This is a genomic window from Aeromonas sp. QDB34, assembly GCF_027705405.1.
Lineage (GTDB): Bacteria > Pseudomonadota > Gammaproteobacteria > Enterobacterales > Aeromonadaceae > Aeromonas > Aeromonas hydrophila.
In genome coordinates this window covers 1-18,340 of the sequence record NZ_JAPDBT010000029.1, presented here as the reverse complement: position 1 = coordinate 18,340, position 18,340 = coordinate 1, and the positions used below count along the sequence as shown (strand labels likewise).

The window sequence follows — 18,340 nt, the reverse complement described above, 5'->3', positions numbered from 1 at the left end:
GATGCAGCAGACCCACTCCGCCGACAGCGCCCCTGTCGCCAATGGCGCCCTCGCCGCCCTCACCCACGCAGCGCACCAGCTGATGCTGACGGCCGATGCCGAACAGCTGGCCCACGCCCTGGGGTGCGATCTGGCACCGCCCGATCTGACGGTGCGGGAAGCCGCTGCCCGTCTTGGCCTGCGCAGCGCCCTGTCGCAGGGGCCGGGCTGCCCGCTCGCGGCGCTGCCGCTGCCGGCCTTGCTCAAGCGGGATGGCTGCTGGTACACCATCACCGCCATCACGCCAGAGGGCTGGCAGCTGTTTGATCCCGCCAGCGGCAGCAGCAGGCTGCAACCGCTGCCGAGCCTGGCCGAGGCGGCGCAGTGGCACTTTCTGTTGCTGGCCCAGCAGGATCTCACCCCGGCCGAGGTCAAATTCGGGCTGAGCTGGTTTAGCCCGGCGGTGCTGCGCCAGCAGAAACAACTGCGGGACGTCTTCTGTTTCGCCATCCTGCTGCAGCTCATCGCCCTCGCCAGCCCGCTGCTGTTCGAGAACATCATCGACAAGGTGCTGGTGGGGCGCAGCCTCGGCAGTCTGCACGTGCTGGCCCTGGCCATGGTGGCGCTGGCCTGCGCCGAGCCGCTCTACGGCTTTCTGCGCGGCCAGGTGTTTGGTCACCTGGCCAACCAGGTCAATGCCGAGCTCTCCGGCAAGCTCTATCGCCATCTGGTCGGCCTGCCCATCGGCTATTTCAAGGCCCGCCAGACCGGCCAGATCATCGCCCGGGTCAAGGAGATGGCCCAGATCCGCCAGTTCCTCACCGGCTCGACCCTGATGCTGGTGCTGGATCTGCTGTTCATCCTGCTGTTCGTCGGGGTCATGTTTCACTACGCCCCGCGCCTGACCGCCTGCGTGCTGGGCTCGCTGCTGATCTACTTCCTGCTCTGGCTGCTGATAGGGCCGCTGGTGCGCAGAAAGGTCGAGGCGGAGTATCAGGCGGATGCCGATGCCACCAGCTTTCTGACCGAGGCGGTCACCGGCATCGAAACCATCAAGACCACGGCCACCGAACGCCGCTTCTACCAGGAGTGGCAGCGCCTGCTGGCACGCCAGCTCAGGCGCGGTTTTCAGGCCAAGAAGGTGGGGTTGGCGGCCGGTCAGGGCATCGATCTGGTGCAAAAACTCACCGCCGCCCTGCTGCTCTGGCTCGGGGTCGGCGAGGTGCTGAACGGTCGCATGAGCCCGGGGGAACTGGTCGCCTTCAACATGTTGGCCGGCCACGTCACCCAGCCGGTGCTGCGCCTGGCCCAGGTGTGGCAGGATTTTCAGCACACCCTGATTGCCCTGCGCCGGGTCGGCGATATCCTCGACGAGACGCCGGAGCATGGCAAACACGGGCTCGCCTCCGTGCCCGCCCTCCAGGGTGCCATCGAGTTTCGCCACATCCGCTTTCGTTACCAGCCGGATGCCCCTGAGGTGCTGGCCAACCTCTCCCTCACCATTGAGCCGGGGCAGTTCATCGGCATCACGGGTCCGTCCGGCTGCGGCAAGAGCACCCTGACCCGTTTGCTGCAGCGGCTCTATGTGCCTCAGCACGGCCAGGTACTGGTGGACAACATGGATCTCGCCATCGCCGACCCCGTCTCCCTGCGCCGCAACATGAGCGTGGTGCTGCAGGAGAGCGTGCTGTTCTCCGGCACCATCGCCGACAACATCCGCATCTGCCGCCCCGATGCCACCCAGGCCGAACTGGAGCAGGCGGCGCAACTGGCCGGTGCCCTCGCCTTCATTCGCGAGCTGCCCCATGGCTTCGAGCAACAGGTAGGAGAGAAGGGAGCCCGCTTGTCGGGCGGCCAGCGCCAGCGCATTGCCCTGGCCCGCGCCCTGCTGGTCAACCCCAGGATCCTGCTGCTCGACGAGGGCACCTCGGCCCTCGACTATGAGTCGGAAGCGGCCATCATGGCCAACATGGCGGCCATCCGCCGCGGCCGCACCCTCATCAGCATCGCCCATCGCCTCAATACCCTGCGCGAAGCGGACCGTATCCTGGTGATGGAGGCAGGGCAGATAGTGGAGTCGGGCAGCCATGATGAACTGCTGGCCCGCGAGGGGCTCTATGCCAGGCTGTGGCGTCAGCAGACCGGAGCTGAGACAAGTCAGACCCTGACTCACACTGGCTAGGAAGTGGCTAATGATGGGGTGGTGAGTAATGGCGGGCTGATTCAGTCCCGATACAGCCAGGGCTGTTAGGATCCGGATTGACTCTCCCCGTCATAAGCCCTCTAATTGACAGCCTGGATCCCCATGATCGCGCACCTTATGAAAATATTGTTGGTCGAAGACGACAAGCTGCTCAATCACCACCTCAGCACCCTGCTGACCGAAGCCCAGAATCAGGTACACAGCACCGACAGCGCCCAGGTGGCACTGCATTACGCCGCCGACTATCCCATCGACGTGGCCATCATCGATCTGGGCCTGCCGGACATGGACGGTTTGCAACTCATCCGCCAGCTGCGCGAGCAGCAGATCCCCTTCCCCATCATCGTATTGACCGCCCGCGGCAACTGGCAGGACAAGGTGGAGGGGCTGGAAGCCGGGGCGGACGACTACCTGGTCAAGCCGTTCCAGAAGGACGAGCTGCTGGCCCGCCTCAACGCCCTGGTGCGCCGCAGCGCCGGCTTCATCTCCCCCAGGGTCAAGGCCGGCGACTACGAGCTGGATCTCTCCCGCAAGGAGCTGACCATCGCCGGCACCCCGGTGGTGCTCACCAGCTTTGAATACCTGATCCTCGAATACCTGATGCGCAACGCCCGCCAGGTGGTCTCCAAGCAGCAACTGCTGGACCAGCTCTACGGTGACGGTGAGGGAGACCCCAACACCATCGAGGTGATGGTGAGCCGGCTGCGCAAGAAGCTGGATCCGGAGGGGACCATCCAGCCCATCTCCACCATCCGCCGCCAGGGCTACATCTTCAACCTGTCGTGCAACTGATGGACTCTCGTCTGCTGCGCCCCATGCGCTTCATCCGCCGCTCGCTGCACATCAAGCTGATGCTGAGCGCCATGCTGGTCATCGCGCTCATCATGGCCTTCTCGGTCTACATCCTCTATCTGGGTCACACCGAGGAGCAGGCCCAGAAGGCCAGCACCCGCATGCAGGAGAACCTCTCCAAGCTGTTCTCCTCCAAGCTGCCGGACGCCCATGCCACCACGGATCTGGGCCGGATCACCCCGGATGCCGTCGACCCCAATCTGGATACCCTGATCTGCCGGGCCGACGGCCAGCTGAGCTGGTCCAGCATGCACATGCCGGAGGTGATCCAGGCCAGGGACACCATCTGCCAGGATCTGATGAAGTATCTGGGCGGGCTGGATCAGGACTACTTCTTCAAGCGCCACACCATCAAGAACGGCGAGAGCTACTTCATTTACAGCCTGCGCTTTTTGCGCAATCACGGCGACGGCCCCACCACCTATTACGTGGTGATGGTCGATTCGGCCAAGCGCTACCTGGCCCAGACCCGTGATTACCTTTACCAGTGCATCCGCCAGGCCCTGCTCGCCTACTCGCTGCTCGGCGCCCTGCTGCTGCTCACCAGTTTCTGGAGCCTGGGATCCTTGCGCACCATGGCGCGCCAGATGGACGAGATCCGGGCCGGCAAGCGGGAGGCGCTCTCCAACGACTATGAGCGGGAACTGACGCCGCTGACCGAGTCGGTCAACCAGCTGCTGGAGAACGAACGCCAGCAGACCCAGCGCTACCAGCACGCCCTCAACGATCTGGCCCACAGTCTGAAAACCCGGCTGGCGCTGATCCAGATGACGGCGCAGGAGGTCAAGCTGGGGCGCGACATCCACGACAACATCAATGAGCAGATCCTGACCATGGAGCAGATCATCCAGTACCAGCTGCGCCGCGCCGTCACCGGCCGCAAGCGCCTCGCCAGCAAGGGCACCGAGCCGGTGCCCCTCATCGAGAAGCTGCTGGCCAGCCTCGCCAAGGTCTATCGCCACAAGAAGCTGCAGACCCGCTTCAAGTTCGATGACGACGTCTTCTTCGCCGGCGAGCAGGGGGACTTGATGGAGCTGATGGGCAACCTGCTCGACAACGCCTTCAAGTTCGCCATCAGCGAGATCAAGGTGACGGTGAGCCGCCGGCTCGACCGGCTGCGGATCGAGATCGAGGACGACGGCCCCGGCATCGACCCCGGCAAGTCGCAGCAGATCTTCCAGCGCGGGGTACGCGCCGACAGCTCTCCCGGCCAGGGCATCGGGCTGGCGGTGGTCACCGAAATCGTGCACAGCTACGGCGGCCAGATCATGGTGGATGAGTCCCCGCTCGGGGGCGCCCGCTTCACCCTCGACCTGCCCTGAGTCCATCCCAGCCAATGCACTGCGCCTGCCACCCGGCAGGCGCAGTGCATTGCGGCGCAGGCCCATCCTTTCGCAGAGGACGACATCCCCATCCAGCCGGCAAAGCGCAGGCATAAAAAAACCGGCCGCGAGGGCCGGTGAAACAGTTCAGGCTTGTCAGGTGACAAACGCACCCAGCGGATGAAGACAAGTCCCAACTCCTTATGGAGCCCTGCCTTCTTGAGTACGTGTTGACACTCTACGCCATGGTCACTGAATCAAGGCTGAACCATGGCCGATCCGTCCCCTGGCAAGCCGCCTGCTTATAACTTGATGCCGAGCGACTGGCGCAGATAGGCGCCGGCACCGAGCAGACCCGGCCCCTCGTGGGTGATGAGGAAGACGGGGATATCCTTGAGGTAGGATTTGAAACGCCCCTTGTCTTCGAAGGCCACCCGAAAGCCCGAGCCGATGAAAAACTCCTGAAAGCGCGGCACTATGCCGCCGGCGATGTAGACACCGCCGAAGGTGCCCATGTTGAGCGCCAGGTTGCCGGCAAAGCGGCCCATCAGCACGCAGAACAGGCTCAAGGTACGGCGGCAATCCAGGCACTCGCCCGCCAGCGCGCGCTCGGTGATGTCCTTGGGTTCGAACGCCTGCGGTTCGCGGCCGTCGGATTTCACCAGACCACGGTAGATGTTGACGAGGCCGGGGCCGGAGAGCAGCCGCTCGGCCGAGACGTGGCCCAGCTCGGCGCGCATCACCTGCAGCACCGCATCCTCTTCTTCGCTGTTGGCGGCAAAGTCCACGTGACCGCCCTCACCCGGCAGACTCAGCCACTGCTCGCCGGTGTGCACCAGGTGGGCCACGCCAAGGCCGGTGCCGGCCCCGTAGATGGCGATGGGCTTGCCGGCCACGGGCGCCGCGCCTCCCAGCTGGATGCAGTCAGCCGCGTCCAGCACCGGCACCGCCATGGAGACGGCGGTAAAATCGTTGATCACCTGCAACCGGCTCAGGCCCAGATTGGCCTGCATCTCGCTGATGGAAAACTCCCAGCTGTGGTTGGTCATGGCGACCCAGTCGCCGTTGATGGGGCAGGCGATGGCGATGCAGGCTTCGCCCACCTGCACCTTGTGCTCATCCAGATAGAGGCGAACCACGGCTTCCAGACTGGGATGGGCCAGCCCGGAATAGGTCTTGGCCTGGGAAATGGTGCCGGTTGCCAGCTCGCACAGGGCCAACCGGGCATTGGTGCCGCCTACGTCGCCGACCAGCGCATGGGTATGCTGCATAAAACAACTCCTTCGTTACTGGGGTCGGGGCGGCCGTTACCGTCCCGCACTTATTATTTGGTGCCAATTCTACCCGAGCCCCTCCCGTTGCGGCGCGTTTGATGGGTGCAACTGTGCGCCCGCTCACAGTGTTGTTGCTTTGCAACATTTGTAAGCGCTTTCACGGAATGACTGGAAGTTTGTAACCAAAACAACGAAATAATTAGACATGAGTCATACTTTGCAGGGCCGAGATTAGTTTCGATAAGAGCTTGTCTTGTATAGTCATCAAGTTGATTGGAAACCTGCTTAGCCATGAATTTAGTGCAAAGACACTGAAGCTAAATTACAAAAACGCCTGGTGGTGATGATGAATACCCTTGATAAAATTACTAATAATTTGGAAAGTTTCAGTAAATCAGAGCGTAAAGTCGCCGAGGTCATCCTGGCCTCCCCGCAGACGGCCATCCACTCCAGTATCGCCACCCTCGCCAAGATGGCTGACGTCAGCGAGCCGACCGTCAACCGTTTCTGCCGCCGTCTCGATACCAAAGGCTTTCCCGATTTCAAACTGCATCTGGCCCAGAGCCTGGCCAACGGCACGCCCTATGTGAACCGCCACGTGGAGGCGGAAGACGGGCCCGATACCTATACCGCCAAGATCTTCGAATCCACCATGGCCTGCCTCGATGCCGCCAAGAACAGCCTCGACATCTCCGCCATCAATCGCTGCGTCGATATCCTGACCCAGTCCAAGAAGATCAGCTTCTTTGGCCTCGGCGCCTCCTCCGCCGTCGCCCGCGATGCCCAGAACAAGTTCTTCCGCTTCAACATCCCGGTGGTGAGCTTCGATGACATCGTCATGATGCGCATGAGCTGTATCAACAGCAGCGAAGGGGACGTGGTGGTGCTCATCTCCCACACCGGCCGCACCAAGGCGCTGGTGGAGATTGCCGCACTGGCCCGCGAGAACGACGCCACCGTCATCGGCATGACCGCCAAGGACTCCCCGCTGGCGCGCGAGTGCAACCTGGTCCTCTCCATGGACGTGCCGGAAGACACCGATGTCTACATGCCGATGGCATCGCGCATCGCCCAGCTCGCCCTGGTGGACGTGCTGGCGACCGGTTTCACCCTGCGCCGCGGCATGAAATTTCGCGAAAACCTGAAGAAAGTCAAAGAAGGTTTGCGCGAATCCCGCTTTGATACACCCCACTCTTCGTAAGCAGCGGGGGCCTCGGCCCCCGGCTGTCTCTGCCACCTTCCTTGGTGTAGTATTGTAATTTAGTAACAAAAGCCACCCAGATGGCTTGCAAGCGGGTGCAATGGGTCATGCGCTTGACGGGGCAGTATCTCAAGTCATATCAACTTCAAAACTGGAGTCTTTCATGCCAAGACGTACAAAGATTGTAACCACACTCGGTCCGGCCACCGATCGCGAAGGGATCCTCGAGGGGATCATCCGTGCCGGCGCCGACATGGTGCGGATGAACTTCTCCCACGGCACTGCTGAAGACCACATCCTGCGCGCCAACCAGGTGCGTGACATCGCCGCCAAGCTGGGTCGTCACGTCGCCATCATGGGCGATCTGCAGGGCCCCAAGATCCGCGTTTCCACCTTCAAGGATGGCAAGATCTATCTGGCCGTCGGCGACAAGTTCATCCTCGATGCCGCCCTCGGCAAGGGTGAAGGCTGCCAGGAGCAGGTCGGCATCGACTACAAGAGCCTGCCGGGCGACGTGATCGCCGGCGACATCCTGCTGCTGGACGACGGTCGCGTGCAGCTGAAGGTGGAGCAGGTCGAAGGCACCCGCATCCACACCACGGTCACCGTGGCCGGTCCGCTCTCCAACAACAAGGGCATCAACAAGAAGGGTGGCGGTCTCTCCGCCCCGGCCCTGACCGAGAAGGACAAGGAAGACATCAAGACCGCCGCCCGCATGAACGTGGACTACCTGGCCGTCTCCTTCCCCCGTTGCGGCGATGACCTGCGCTACGCCCGCGAGCTGGCCCGTGAAGCCGGCTCCAACGCCAAGATCGTGGCCAAGGTCGAGCGCGCCGAAACCGTCGCCACCGACGAGGCGATGGAAGACATCATCCTCGGCTCCGATGCCGTCATGGTGGCTCGTGGTGATCTCGGCGTCGAAATCGGCGATCCCGAGCTGGTCGGCGTGCAGAAGAAACTCATTCGCCACTCCCGTCGTCTGAACCGGGTGGTCATCACCGCCACCCAGATGATGGAGTCGATGATCAACGCCCCGCTGCCGACCCGCGCCGAAGTGATGGACGTGGCCAACGCCGTGCTGGACGGTACCGATGCGGTGATGCTCTCCGCCGAGACCGCCGCCGGTCAGTTCCCCATCGAGACAGTGACCTCTATGGCCAGCGTCTGCGTCGGTGCCGAGAAGCACCCGAGCCTGAACGTCTCCAACCACCGCATGAGCTACACCTTCACTTCGGTGGAAGAGGCCGTCGCCATGTCCACCATGTACGCAGCCAACCACCTGGAAGGGGTCAAGGCGATCGTGGCGCTGACCGAATCGGGCACCACCCCGCTGCTGATGTCCCGCATCAGCTCCGGTCTGCCGATCTTCGCCATGTCCCCCCACAACAAGACCCTGGCCTGGACCAACCTCTACCGCGGCGTCACCCCGGTGCTGTTCGACGGCGACGAGACCAAGCCGGTCTACGAAGTGTGCCGCGACGCGCTGGACGTGCTCAAGGCCAAGGGGCTGCTGCAAAGCGGCGACATGGTGTTGCTGACCCACGGCGACAAGATGGAAACCGTCGGCAGTACCAACACCTGCAAGGTGATGATGGTCGAGTAATCGCCCTTCACCGGCACCAAAAACGGCTCCCGCAGGAGCCGTTTTTTTATGGCGAAACCGCCGCCTCAGCCACGAAACAGTTCGACCTTGTCGCCGTCCTGCAGGCTGCCGGCGCCGCGCACCACCACCCTGTCACCCTGCTTGAGCGCCCCGCTTACCGCCACCTGCCGGCTGTCGCCAAACAGCACGGTCACCGGCACCCGGTTCACCGTCAGCTCCTCGCCGCGCTGCTCCACCTGATAGACCACGCTCCCCTCGGTGTTGAGCACCAGGGCATCGCGCGGCAGCAGCATGGTCTGCTGCTCCGCCAGCGGCAGCGCCACCCGCACCGGCGAACCGATGATGAAGCGGCCCGCTTCGGGCTTGAGGCGCAGCTCGATGAGGCGCGACTTGGGATCGGCACTCGCCGCCCGCTGGTAATAGACACCGTGGCCGCTGAGCTGCTCCCCTTCCACCCGCAGCCGGGTCTGGGGCGCCAGCTGACCGGCCCAGACGATGGGGGCCTGCAGCCGGATGTCGGGCTGATCGGGGTTGACCAGCTCCAGTGCCTGCTCGCCGGCATCCACATGTTCCCCCGGCTGGATGAAGTGGTTGTTCACCACCCCGTCGAACGGCGCGAAGATGTGGCTTCTGCGCAGCTGCTCCTCAATCTGGCGCACCTGTACCCGCGCCAGCCGCTCGGCCAGTTCAGCCTGCTCCACGTCGTAGCGCGCCTTGTCATACTGGCTCTGGGAGGTGCTCTTCTGGCGGTGCAGCGTCGCCAGCCGGCCGAACTCGGCGCGGGCGAAACGCACGTTGCTCTCCCACTTGGCCTGCTCGGCCTGGGCCTGCTCCAGCGAGAGCCGCAGCGCCGCGCTGTCGAGGCGCAGCAGCTCATCCCCCTTGCTGACCCGGCTGCCGAACTCGGCGATCCACTCCACCCGGCCGCTCACCTCGGCGCTGAGCGCCGCCTGCTGGCGGCTCGCCACCGTGCCGCTGACCCAGATGCTGGCCGCCGCCTCCCCCCGGGTCACATCCGCCAGGGTCACCATCTTGCCTTGGGCCAGCGCGGGAAACACGCCCCCCGCCAGCAGCGCCGCGCCCACTACCATCCTTGTAAAACCGTGTGTCATCGATGAGCTCCTTGCTCAGGCCCGCTGGCGCAGGGCGAGCGGTGATTCGACCCGCTCTCCCAGTCGCAGGAAGGCGGGCAACAGGATCAGGGTAAACAGGGTGCTGCAGCTCATGCCGCCGACGATGACGGTGGCCAGCCCCCGGTAGATTTCACTGCCCTCACTCGGGCTCAGCATCAGCGGCAGCATGCCGAAGATGCTGGTGAGGCTGGTCATGGCGATGGGCCGCATCCGGCTTTGCAGGGCATCGGCCACCGCCAATTGGCGGCTCATCCCCTCCCGCTCCGCGGTGCGGGTCTGATGCACCAGCAGGATGGCGTTGTTGACCACCAGCCCCAGCAAAATGACGAAGCCGATGATGGTCAAGAGATCCATCGGCAGCGGCACCAGGAGGCCGCTCAGGTGCAGTGCCAGCACGCCGCCGACGGTGGCAAGCGGCAGGGTCAGCAGCACCAGCACGGCATCCTTGAGGGAGGCAAAGACTCCCCATAACAGGATCAGCAGGATCATCACCGCAAACAGGAAGATGGCCCCCAGGTTGCCCAGCGCCTGCTGCAGGCTGTCGGCATTGCCGGCAACCCGCAGCTCGCCGCCGGCGGGCAGCAGTGGCCGGATGGCGGCAAAGCTTTTGCTCTGCAGGGTATCGAGCACCTGCTCCATGCTCATCCCCGCCGGCGGCGAGATCTGCAGGCTGATGCTGCGCCGGCCGTCGGCCCGAAAGATGCTGGCCGGCCCCATGTCATGCTCGACCCGCAGCAGCTCGCCGAGCGGCACGATGCGCCCGGACGGGGTCGCCAGCGGCACCGCCTTGAGTTCGTCCGGGTTGGCCGAAGTCTGTCCCATCAGCATGATGTCGAGCCGCTCCTCCCCGTCGAAATACTCGCCAACCCGCAGCCCGTCGCCGAAGGTCTGGATGATGGCGGGCATGGGGGTGCGATCCCAGCCCACCTCGGCCAGACGCCTGTCCTGCGGCACCAGCCGCAGCTCGGGGGCGGTGAAATCGAGATCCGGCTGCGGCCTCACCTGGGCGCCCGGCAGATCCTGCTTGACGATGGCCATGGCGGCCCGCGCCGCCTGGTAGAGTTCGGCCAGATCGCCCCCCTGCAGCAGCAGGGAGATGCCGTTCTCGCTGTCAAAGCCGCCGAACAGCGAGCCCTGACCGCCAAATACCTGGGTGTCGGGGATCCCCACCAGCAGCTGCTTCATCAACAGCTGCTCCAGCACCTTGATCTGATCCTCCTCTTTCGGCCGCACCCCGATCTGGGCACCGCCCGGGTAGCGCAGGATGTAGTAGTTCTTGAGGGCCGGCTCCCGCTCCCCCTTCATGTAGGGGGCGAGACGGGCGATCAGGGTGTCGATCACCTCCTCGCGCTGGGCCTGCAGGTTGAAGCCCGGGGTGAAGTTCATCCAGACATCCACTGCATCGCGCTTCACGTCCGGTAGATAGTCCATCTTCGGCAACAGGGCCCAGGTGGCCAGTGCCGGCAGGCTCATCATCAGGGTGATGACGGTCCAGCGCTGGCGGGAGGTGCCGGTCCAGCGGATCACCCGTCGGGTGGTGCCCTGCCACAGCCCCTCATAGGGATCGATCAGCCGCTCACGCCCCATCCAGCGCGCCGCCACCGCCGGCAGCACGGTCACCGCCACCAGCATGGAGACGCTCACCGCGCAGGCGATGGTCAGCGCCAGATCGGCAAACAGCTGCCCCTCCACGTCGTTGAGCAAGAGCACCGGCAGGAAGATGGCGACCGTGGTCAGGGTGGAGGCCACCAGCGCGGTCCACACCCGGCTGGTGCCTTCCAGCGCCGCCTCCGCCTTGCTCAGATCCCCTCGCTCGTGGCGCCGGTAGATACTTTCCAGCACCACGATGGCGGCATCGAGTACCATGCCTACCGCAAAGGCGATCCCCGCCAGCGAGATGACGTTGAGGGTTCGCCCCAGCACCTTGAGCAGGCAGAAGGTGAGCATGATGCTGATGGGAATGGCGATCGCGATCATCAGGGTCGCCTTGAGCTGGCGCAGAAAGACCCAGAGGATGGCGCAGGAGAGCAGCACACCGAGCCCCAGGTTGGCGGTCACCATGCCCACCGCCCGGTTGATGTAGAGGGAGGCGTCGAACGACTGCTCCATGTGCAGCCCGACCGGCTCCAGCACCTCGCGGTTGAGCTCGCCCACCTTGAGCTTGATGGCCTCCAGCGCCGCCAGGGCGTTGGCACCGCTCTCCTTGAAGATCTGGGCCGCGATGGCGGTGTTGCCGTTCTGGATGCGCAGTACCGGGTTCTCCTCCCGGGCCAACCTGACCTCGGCCACATCCCTCAGGTAGATGGGCAGGCCGTCGCGCCAGTCCACCACCTTGTCCCCCAGGGTCGCCACGTCGTAGCGGCCGGCAAAGCGCAGCTTGTACTCCCAGCGGCCTATGTCGAGAGTGCCGGCGGAGACATCCCAGCCGGTGCTGGCCCGGCTGGCCAATACCGGGATCTCCACCCCCAGCTCGGCGGCGCGGTAAGGGTCGAAACGGATCTGGATCTGGCGCTCGTTGATCCCCTCGATGTCGACCGTCGATACCCCGGTGATCCGCTCCAGCTCCGGCTTGACCCGCGCCTCGATCAGCGCCTGGTGATCGTCGATCTGCCCCTTGGCACCGGGCAGCTGCTGGATGAAGAAGAAGGTGAGGGTGTCGTTGCTGCTGTAGTTGTTGACATAGGGGCCGCCAATCTTGTCCGGCAGACCGGAGACCCGGTTCAGACGGGAGATGACGTCGAGCTGGGCCCGCTGCATGTCGGTGCCGAGGGCAAACTCCAGGTCGATTTCGGTGAAACCGGGGAAGCTGTTGCTGGTGAGGTTCTTGAGCCCCTGCACCCCCTGCATCTCCTGCTCGATGGGGTCGGTTATCTCCGACTCCATCTCCTGGGGCGAGGCCGAGCGCCAATCCACCGAGATGTTGAGGTGCGGACGATCAATGTCGGGAAACAGCTGGATCGGCAGCCCCCGGATGCTGAGCAGGCCCAGCAGAAAAATCAGCACGATCGAAACCGCCACCCAGATGGGGCGTTCGATCGCCGTTTTGGCGAGATTCATTCACTCTTCCTGAGTTTGTTGTTGTCGGCCATTCCGCTGGCCTTGCTTCCTGCCCCAAGGGTGAGGGGCCATTGCATTAAACTGGAATTAATCGAGGTTGTAAATGCAGGGTTAACAAACAAAAAAACCGGCCATGACGGCCGGTTTCAGGTTCAGGAGTGAGTACTATCTCAGGCGGCGTGCACCACCGGATTTTGCTGGGATAATCCCTCCAGCTCGCCCGGGGCGAAGTTGTCCACCTGGATCGCCTCGTAGCGCAGGGCGTCGGCGGCCAGCAGCTTGTCCGCCTCGTCCTTGCTCAGGATGGATTGGGACAGGGCAGCGGCAACCAGCTCCGGCAGCGCCAGCTTGCGAGGCAGTTTGCCCTCTTTCTGGGCCTGCACCAGCTTCTTCTCGTAGGGCTGCACTGCGACCATGGCCTGGAAGGCACGCTCCATCAGACCAACCGGGTCCGCCTCGTCCTTGCCGACGTAGCACAGCGCCGTCAGACGGTCGCGGAACTCGCCCGGCTTCATCATGGCCAGACAGATGGCGTGGCAACGATCGTCTGCCGGCATCTGGTAACCCACGCCGAACGGGAACACCACGCGCTTGAGCACGGCACCCACCACCTTGTTCGGGAAGTTCTGGAAGAAGCCCTCGAACGCTTTGCCAATCAGGTAGAGGTTGCGCTCCACCGCGTACTGCACGAACGGCAGATCGGAGACCATGCGGCCCTGATCCTCGTAGTGCTTGAGGGTGGCGGAGGCCAGGTAGAGGTGGCTCAGCACGTCACCCAGACGGGCGGAGATCATCTCCTTGCGCTTGAGATCGCCACCCAGCATCAGCATGGAAACGTCGGCGCACAGCGCCAGCCCTTTACTCATGCGAGAGAGCTGCTTGTAGTAGCGGGCAGTTTCGCCAGCCACCGGCGCGCTGTTGAACTGGCCCAGGGTCAGCCCCTGGAACAGGGAACCGAGGAAGTTGCCGGCACCAAAGGCGATGTGCTTCAGCAGCAGGGCGTCAAACTTCTCAAGACCGCGCTCCACATCGGTGTCGGCCGCAGCTTCCAGCTCGGCAAACACGTACGGGTGGCAGCGGGTGGCACCCTGCCCGAAGATCATCAGGTTGCGGGTCAGGATGTTGGCCCCTTCCACCGTGATGGCCACCGGAATGCCCATGTAGGCGTAGCCGGTGTAGTTTTTCGGGCCCAGCTGGATGGCACGACCGGCGTGGATGTCCATGGAGTCATCCATGATCTGGCGCGCCATCTCGGTCATGTGGTACTTGGAAATCGCGGTGACGATGGCAGGAGCCTGACCCAGGTCCAGGGAACCTGCAGTCATGCGACGGGCCCCTTCCAGTTGATAGGTGAGGCCGCCGATACGGGCCAGCGCTTCCTGCACCCCTTCAAACTTGCCGATGGACATGCCGAACTGTTTGCGCACGTAGGAGTAGGCGCCCACGGTGCGGCTCGCCATGTGACCGCAAGCGGTGCCCAGGGCAGGCAGCGAGATGCCGCGACCGGCGGAGAGGCACTCCACCAGCATGCGCCAGCCACGACCGGCGTAATCCGGGCCACCGATGATCCAGTCGAGCGGGATGAACACATCCTTGCCGAAGGTCGGGCCGTTCAGGAACGCCAGCCCCATGGGGTAGTGGCGATCGCCGACGCGCACGCCGGGGTGGCTGGTGGGGATGAGGGCGCAGGTGATGCCGAGCTCTTCCTTGTCACCCAGCAGTTTTTCCGGGTCATAGAGTTTGAACGCCAAGCCCAGCACGGTGGCGCGGGGGGCCAGGGTGATGTAGCGCTTGTTCCAGTTGAGGCGAATACCCAGCACCTCTTCACCCTTGTGCATCCCCTTGCAGACGATCCCCTTGTCCGGGATGGCGCCCGCATCGGAGCCCGCTTCCGGCCCGGTCAGGGCGAAGCAGGGCACTTCCTTGCCGTTGGCCAGCCCCGGCAGCCAGAAGTCCTTCTGGGCCTGGGTGCCGTAGTGCATCAGCAGCTCGCCCGGGCCAAGGGAGTTCGGCACCATGACGGTGACTGCCACGCTCAGGCTCTTGGTGGCAATGCGGGTGACGATGGTGGAGTTGGCGATCGCCGAGAATTCACGGCCGCCGTAGGATTTCGGGATGATCAGGGAGAAGAAACCTTCCTTCTTCAGATAGTCCCAGACCGGCTCCGGCAGGTCTTTGGTCTCGTTGACGATCTTGAAGTCGTCGACCATGGCGAGCAGGGTTTCGACCTGGTTGTCGATGAAGGCCTGCTCCTCGGCGGTCAGCTCGGCTTTACCGTAGCCGTGCAGTTTTTTCCAGTCGGGATTGCCGCGAAACAGCTCCCCATCCCACCAGACGGAGCCGGCTTCCATGGCCTCCCGCTCGGTGGCCGACAAGGGCGGCAGTATCTTCTTGAAGATGCCGAACACCGGGCGGGTGACCACCTTTTTACGGATGGAGGGCACGCCGAGCACAACGGCTATCGCCAGCACCAGCAGGACAAGCAATGTGATCATACTCAAGTTCCTTCTATTTCACTGTTTCCGTTGATTTATTGTTGGTTGTTACACGGCCAGGGAGAGCCTGGTCGACTCCACGGGCGCCCCGACACCGGACGCCAGATAAGGAATGACGTTGCGTACCAGCCCCTCCACATCGAGCTGCTGGCCGAAATCGGCCTGGGCGATGTCGCGCAGCGCATCGGCCGAGGCCATGGTGAACACGACGGTGCCCAGGGTGAAGTGCAGCCGCCAGAACAGATCCGCCGGCGACAAGGCCGGGTTGGCCTTGGAGATGGCCTGGGTGATCCGTTGCAAAATGGGGCCGTAGTGGGCAGTGATGAAGCGACGCAGGTGACCCTGGCTGTCGATGTAGCCGCGACCAAGCAGTTGCATGAAGATGGCCGGGCCGTTGGTGCGCACCGCCACCAGCTTCATCAGCGGGTCGACGAAGCTCTCGAACACCTGCAGCAGGGTCAGCTGCTCCTGCGCCATCAGGGTATGCAGGCGTGCATCCAGCTCGGGCATGAACAGGCTCAGATAGCGATCGAGCACCGCCTGGATCAGCTCCTTCTTGGAGCCGAAGTGGTAGTTCACCGACGCCAGGTTGACATCGGCCTCGCTGGTGATCAGACGCAAAGAGGTATCGGCGAACCCCCGTTCGGCAAACAACACCTCAGCGGCATCGAGAATGCGGTTTTTGGTATCGATTTTACTCACAGGACACCTCACTTAAACGAATGTTTAAAAAGTACGTTTCACAACCTTTTGTGTCAAGAGAATGTGAACAGGTGTTAGTGAAATGTTTTTGTTGAAAATGGGGAACAAGGCGGGAACTTCACGGACGAATCGGACTCTATATCTATGCCACTGCAATTAAACATTAAGTCTCGCCCAACCTGCTCCATGCTAGTTGGGCATTTTTTTGCCCGGTAACCGCGCAGCACGCTGGCAAACAGGCAAAAAAAAACCGTCGCAGGGCGCGACGGCGGGGAAATGAGGTTGCACCATCCTGATCCAACCCATCGATGCGAGTTCAGGCTTTCATCGATGACGCCATCATGACCGCCAAGCGTGTTCAAACTTTGTCAGCCAGACCCCAATTTGTGACAAAGTATGACAAGCCACGACATGGTCTCGACCCGCTGCCTTTGCTATGCTGGCCCCTCACGCCAGAGGGGAAGATAAGATGAAGTACACGGTCGATACCCACACCCACACCATCGCCAGCACCCACGCCTACAGCACCATTCACGACTACCTGCCCATCGCCAAGGCAAAGGGGATCAAGCTGTTCGCCACCACGGATCATGGCCCCGACATGGCGGATGCCCCCCACTTCTGGCACTTCGTCAATCTGCACGTGCTGCCACGGGTGGTCGACGGGATCGGCATCCTGCGCGGCATCGAAGCCAACATCAAGAACATCGATGGCGAGATCGACTTCCCCGAGCGCTACGAGTCGCGGCTCGACATGATCATGGCGGGCTTTCACGAGCCGGTGTTCCCCCCCTGCGATCAGGCCACCCACACCCAGGCCATGATCAACGCCATCAAGAGCGGCCGGGTCGACATGATAAGCCACCCCGGCAATCCCGCCTTCCCCATCGATATCCAGACCGTGGTCAAGGCGGCGGCAGAGTATCGAGTGGCGCTGGAGCTCAACAACTCCTCCTTCAGCCACTCCCGCCCGGGCAGTGAAGGCAACTGCCGCGCCATCGTCGAGGCGGCGCGGGACCTGGGTGCCTACCTCACCTTCGGTTCCGACTCCCACGTGGCCTTCAGCCTCGGGGATTTCGAGCACTGCCACCGGCTGGTCACCGAAGCCGGCTTCCCGGCAGAGCGGATCCTGGCACGCTCCCCCCGTGCGCTGCTCGATTTTCTCGAAAGCCGCGGCCGGGCCCATATTCCGGAGTTCGCTGACCTCTGACATTGACCGTAACTCCATGAGCTCACTCATAAAACTGAGTGCAGCTCATTGACTTGCCCTGCTGTTTTCGGGAATCTAGTGACACGCCGGTATAGCTCAGTAGGTAGAGCAGCGCATTCGTAATGCGAAGGTCGGGGGTTCGACTCCTCTTACCGGCACCATATAAAACAAATGGTTAGCTTCTTATTGAAGCTAACCATTTGTACTTTTTGGCTTTGGGTACCACGTGGGGTACCACATCGAACAAACGGTAGGAACATTACTGCATCCACTTACCTGGCCACCGGCAGGTCCTCCCAGCGGGTGGTGTAGCAGGGGCTCAGGTGCTCTTGTCGCATCATCCACTCAGGCGACCCCGTGCCTTGGCTGGCAAAGCCTACGCGCCCTAATCCCTTGGCTTTGATCTGGTCCATCACTGCCATCAGCGCATCCGATTGAGCGGAGGACGGGGCAAACAGATCGGCCTGTTGCTGCTCTTTGGAGGTGAACTCACTCAGCATGACGCCCCCCTTCTGATAGCGGTAACCGTCGCGCCAAATCTGGGCTAGCAGCACGTTCACTTGCTGCAGCAACAACCGGGTATCATCGCTAGGGCAGACCAACCGTACGCCAGCCTGCTCACTGTAGTAAGGCGCTCGTTCGTCAAAGGGGCTGGTTCGCACGAACAGGTGCACCCGCTGGCAACACATCCCCTCGGCACGCAGCTTCTCGGCTGCGCGAGCCATAAAGCCTGACAACGCTTGGGCCATTTCTCCACGGCCAGTCACGCGCTCACCAAAGGAACGGCTCGAGAGGATCTGCAGCTTCGCCGCCGGTTCAACGGTCAGCTCTGCGCAAGGCAGGCCACGCAGCTCCTGTACGATCCGCTCGACCACCACGCCGTATTGGGCGCGTAACCCTTTGGCATCGCTAGCCACCAGATCAGCCACGGTGTTGATGCCTTGTGCCACCAACTTGGCCCCCAAGCGCCGTCCTATGCCCCACACCTCGTCCACCGGGGTGATAGCCATCAGCCGGGCACGGCGCAGCTCGTCACGCAAGTCCACGACGCCGCCCGTGGCAGGCCACTTCTTGGCTGCATAGTTGGCCAGCTTGGCGAGGGTCTTGGTGGGACCAATCCCGACCCCTACCGTTAGTCCGGTCCACTGCCACACTCGCTGCCGGATCTGTTGTCCATAGGCTGTCAGGTCCCCGGCAAACGACTCCGACAGTGACAGGAATGCTTCATCAACGTAAAGGAAAGAAGAACAGCCATGGACATGACTTCAGCTCAGACATTCCGCTACTCAATCTCTGATGTCGGATGTCC

Annotated in this window: 11 protein-coding genes, 1 tRNA gene and 1 pseudogene; 7 read left to right on the top strand and 6 right to left on the bottom strand. The window is 62.9% G+C overall.

Going from position 1 to position 18,340, the window contains the following annotated elements; translation table 11 throughout:
• Position 1: 1 nt before the first annotated feature.
• The 3 genes from OKC29_RS21445 (at position 2) to OKC29_RS21435 (ending at position 4,356) form a co-directional block, all read left to right on the top strand.
• A complete protein-coding gene (locus OKC29_RS21445) occupies positions 2-2,161 on the top strand; it encodes a type I secretion system permease/ATPase (RefSeq protein WP_073349457.1) in 2,160 nt (719 codons plus the stop codon).
• Between the two features lie 138 nt (positions 2,162-2,299).
• Positions 2,300-2,974, top strand: a complete 675-nt coding sequence (locus OKC29_RS21440; RefSeq protein WP_016350040.1) for a response regulator — start codon at positions 2,300-2,302, stop codon at positions 2,972-2,974.
• Positions 2,974-4,356, top strand: a complete 1,383-nt coding sequence (locus OKC29_RS21435; RefSeq protein WP_270669693.1) for an ATP-binding protein — start codon at positions 2,974-2,976, stop codon at positions 4,354-4,356. The genes OKC29_RS21440 and OKC29_RS21435 overlap by 1 nt, the downstream gene beginning before the upstream one ends.
• A gap of 302 nt (positions 4,357-4,658) precedes the next feature.
• On the opposite strand, the gene glk is transcribed toward OKC29_RS21435, so the two are convergent.
• Positions 4,659-5,627 (bottom strand): glucokinase, encoded by a 969-nt coding sequence (gene glk / locus OKC29_RS21430; protein WP_011705258.1) that lies wholly within the window; start codon positions 5,625-5,627, stop codon positions 4,659-4,661.
• A gap of 349 nt (positions 5,628-5,976) precedes the next feature.
• Between glk and OKC29_RS21425 the strand changes: the two genes are divergently transcribed.
• Together OKC29_RS21425 and pyk are read left to right on the top strand one after the other, a co-directional pair.
• The gene (locus OKC29_RS21425) at positions 5,977-6,831 is read left to right on the top strand and encodes a MurR/RpiR family transcriptional regulator (RefSeq protein ID WP_005298732.1); all 855 of its coding nucleotides are present in this window, start codon (positions 5,977-5,979) and stop codon (positions 6,829-6,831) included.
• A 163-nt stretch (positions 6,832-6,994) separates the two neighbouring features.
• The gene (pyk, locus tag OKC29_RS21420) at positions 6,995-8,434 is read left to right on the top strand and encodes a pyruvate kinase (protein ID WP_011705256.1); all 1,440 of its coding nucleotides are present in this window, start codon (positions 6,995-6,997) and stop codon (positions 8,432-8,434) included.
• Positions 8,435-8,499: 65 nt separating this feature from the next.
• Here the strand turns inward: pyk and OKC29_RS21415 are convergent, their stop codons facing one another.
• The 4 genes from OKC29_RS21415 to OKC29_RS21400 all read right to left on the bottom strand — a co-directional run bounded on the left by OKC29_RS21415 (position 8,500) and on the right by OKC29_RS21400 (position 15,821).
• Complete coding sequence (locus tag OKC29_RS21415; RefSeq protein ID WP_017408448.1) at positions 8,500-9,546, bottom strand: efflux RND transporter periplasmic adaptor subunit; 1,047 nt, start codon at positions 9,544-9,546, stop codon at positions 8,500-8,502.
• A gap of 15 nt (positions 9,547-9,561) precedes the next feature.
• Positions 9,562-12,624: an efflux RND transporter permease subunit gene (locus OKC29_RS21410; protein WP_073349454.1), complete on the bottom strand. Its 3,063-nt coding sequence runs from the start codon at positions 12,622-12,624 to the stop codon at positions 9,562-9,564.
• Between the two features lie 170 nt (positions 12,625-12,794).
• Positions 12,795-15,119 (bottom strand): acyl-CoA dehydrogenase, encoded by a 2,325-nt coding sequence (locus OKC29_RS21405; RefSeq protein WP_073349452.1) that lies wholly within the window; start codon positions 15,117-15,119, stop codon positions 12,795-12,797.
• Positions 15,120-15,167: 48 nt separating this feature from the next.
• Entirely contained in the window at positions 15,168-15,821 is a 654-nt protein-coding gene (locus OKC29_RS21400; protein ID WP_011705252.1) for a TetR/AcrR family transcriptional regulator, read from the bottom strand.
• A 469-nt stretch (positions 15,822-16,290) separates the two neighbouring features.
• Here OKC29_RS21400 and OKC29_RS21395 point away from each other — a divergent pair, with 469 nt between their 5' ends.
• Positions 16,291-17,031, top strand: coding sequence for a phosphatase (locus OKC29_RS21395; protein WP_073349450.1), 741 nt, complete (start codon positions 16,291-16,293; stop codon positions 17,029-17,031).
• A gap of 85 nt (positions 17,032-17,116) precedes the next feature.
• Positions 17,117-17,192 (top strand) — tRNA-Thr (locus tag OKC29_RS21390).
• Between the two features lie 111 nt (positions 17,193-17,303).
• Here the strand turns inward: OKC29_RS21390 and OKC29_RS21380 are convergent.
• Positions 17,304-18,263, bottom strand: a pseudogene (locus OKC29_RS21380) (DinB/UmuC family translesion DNA polymerase); the annotation flags it as partial.
• Positions 18,264-18,340 lie beyond the last annotated feature (77 nt).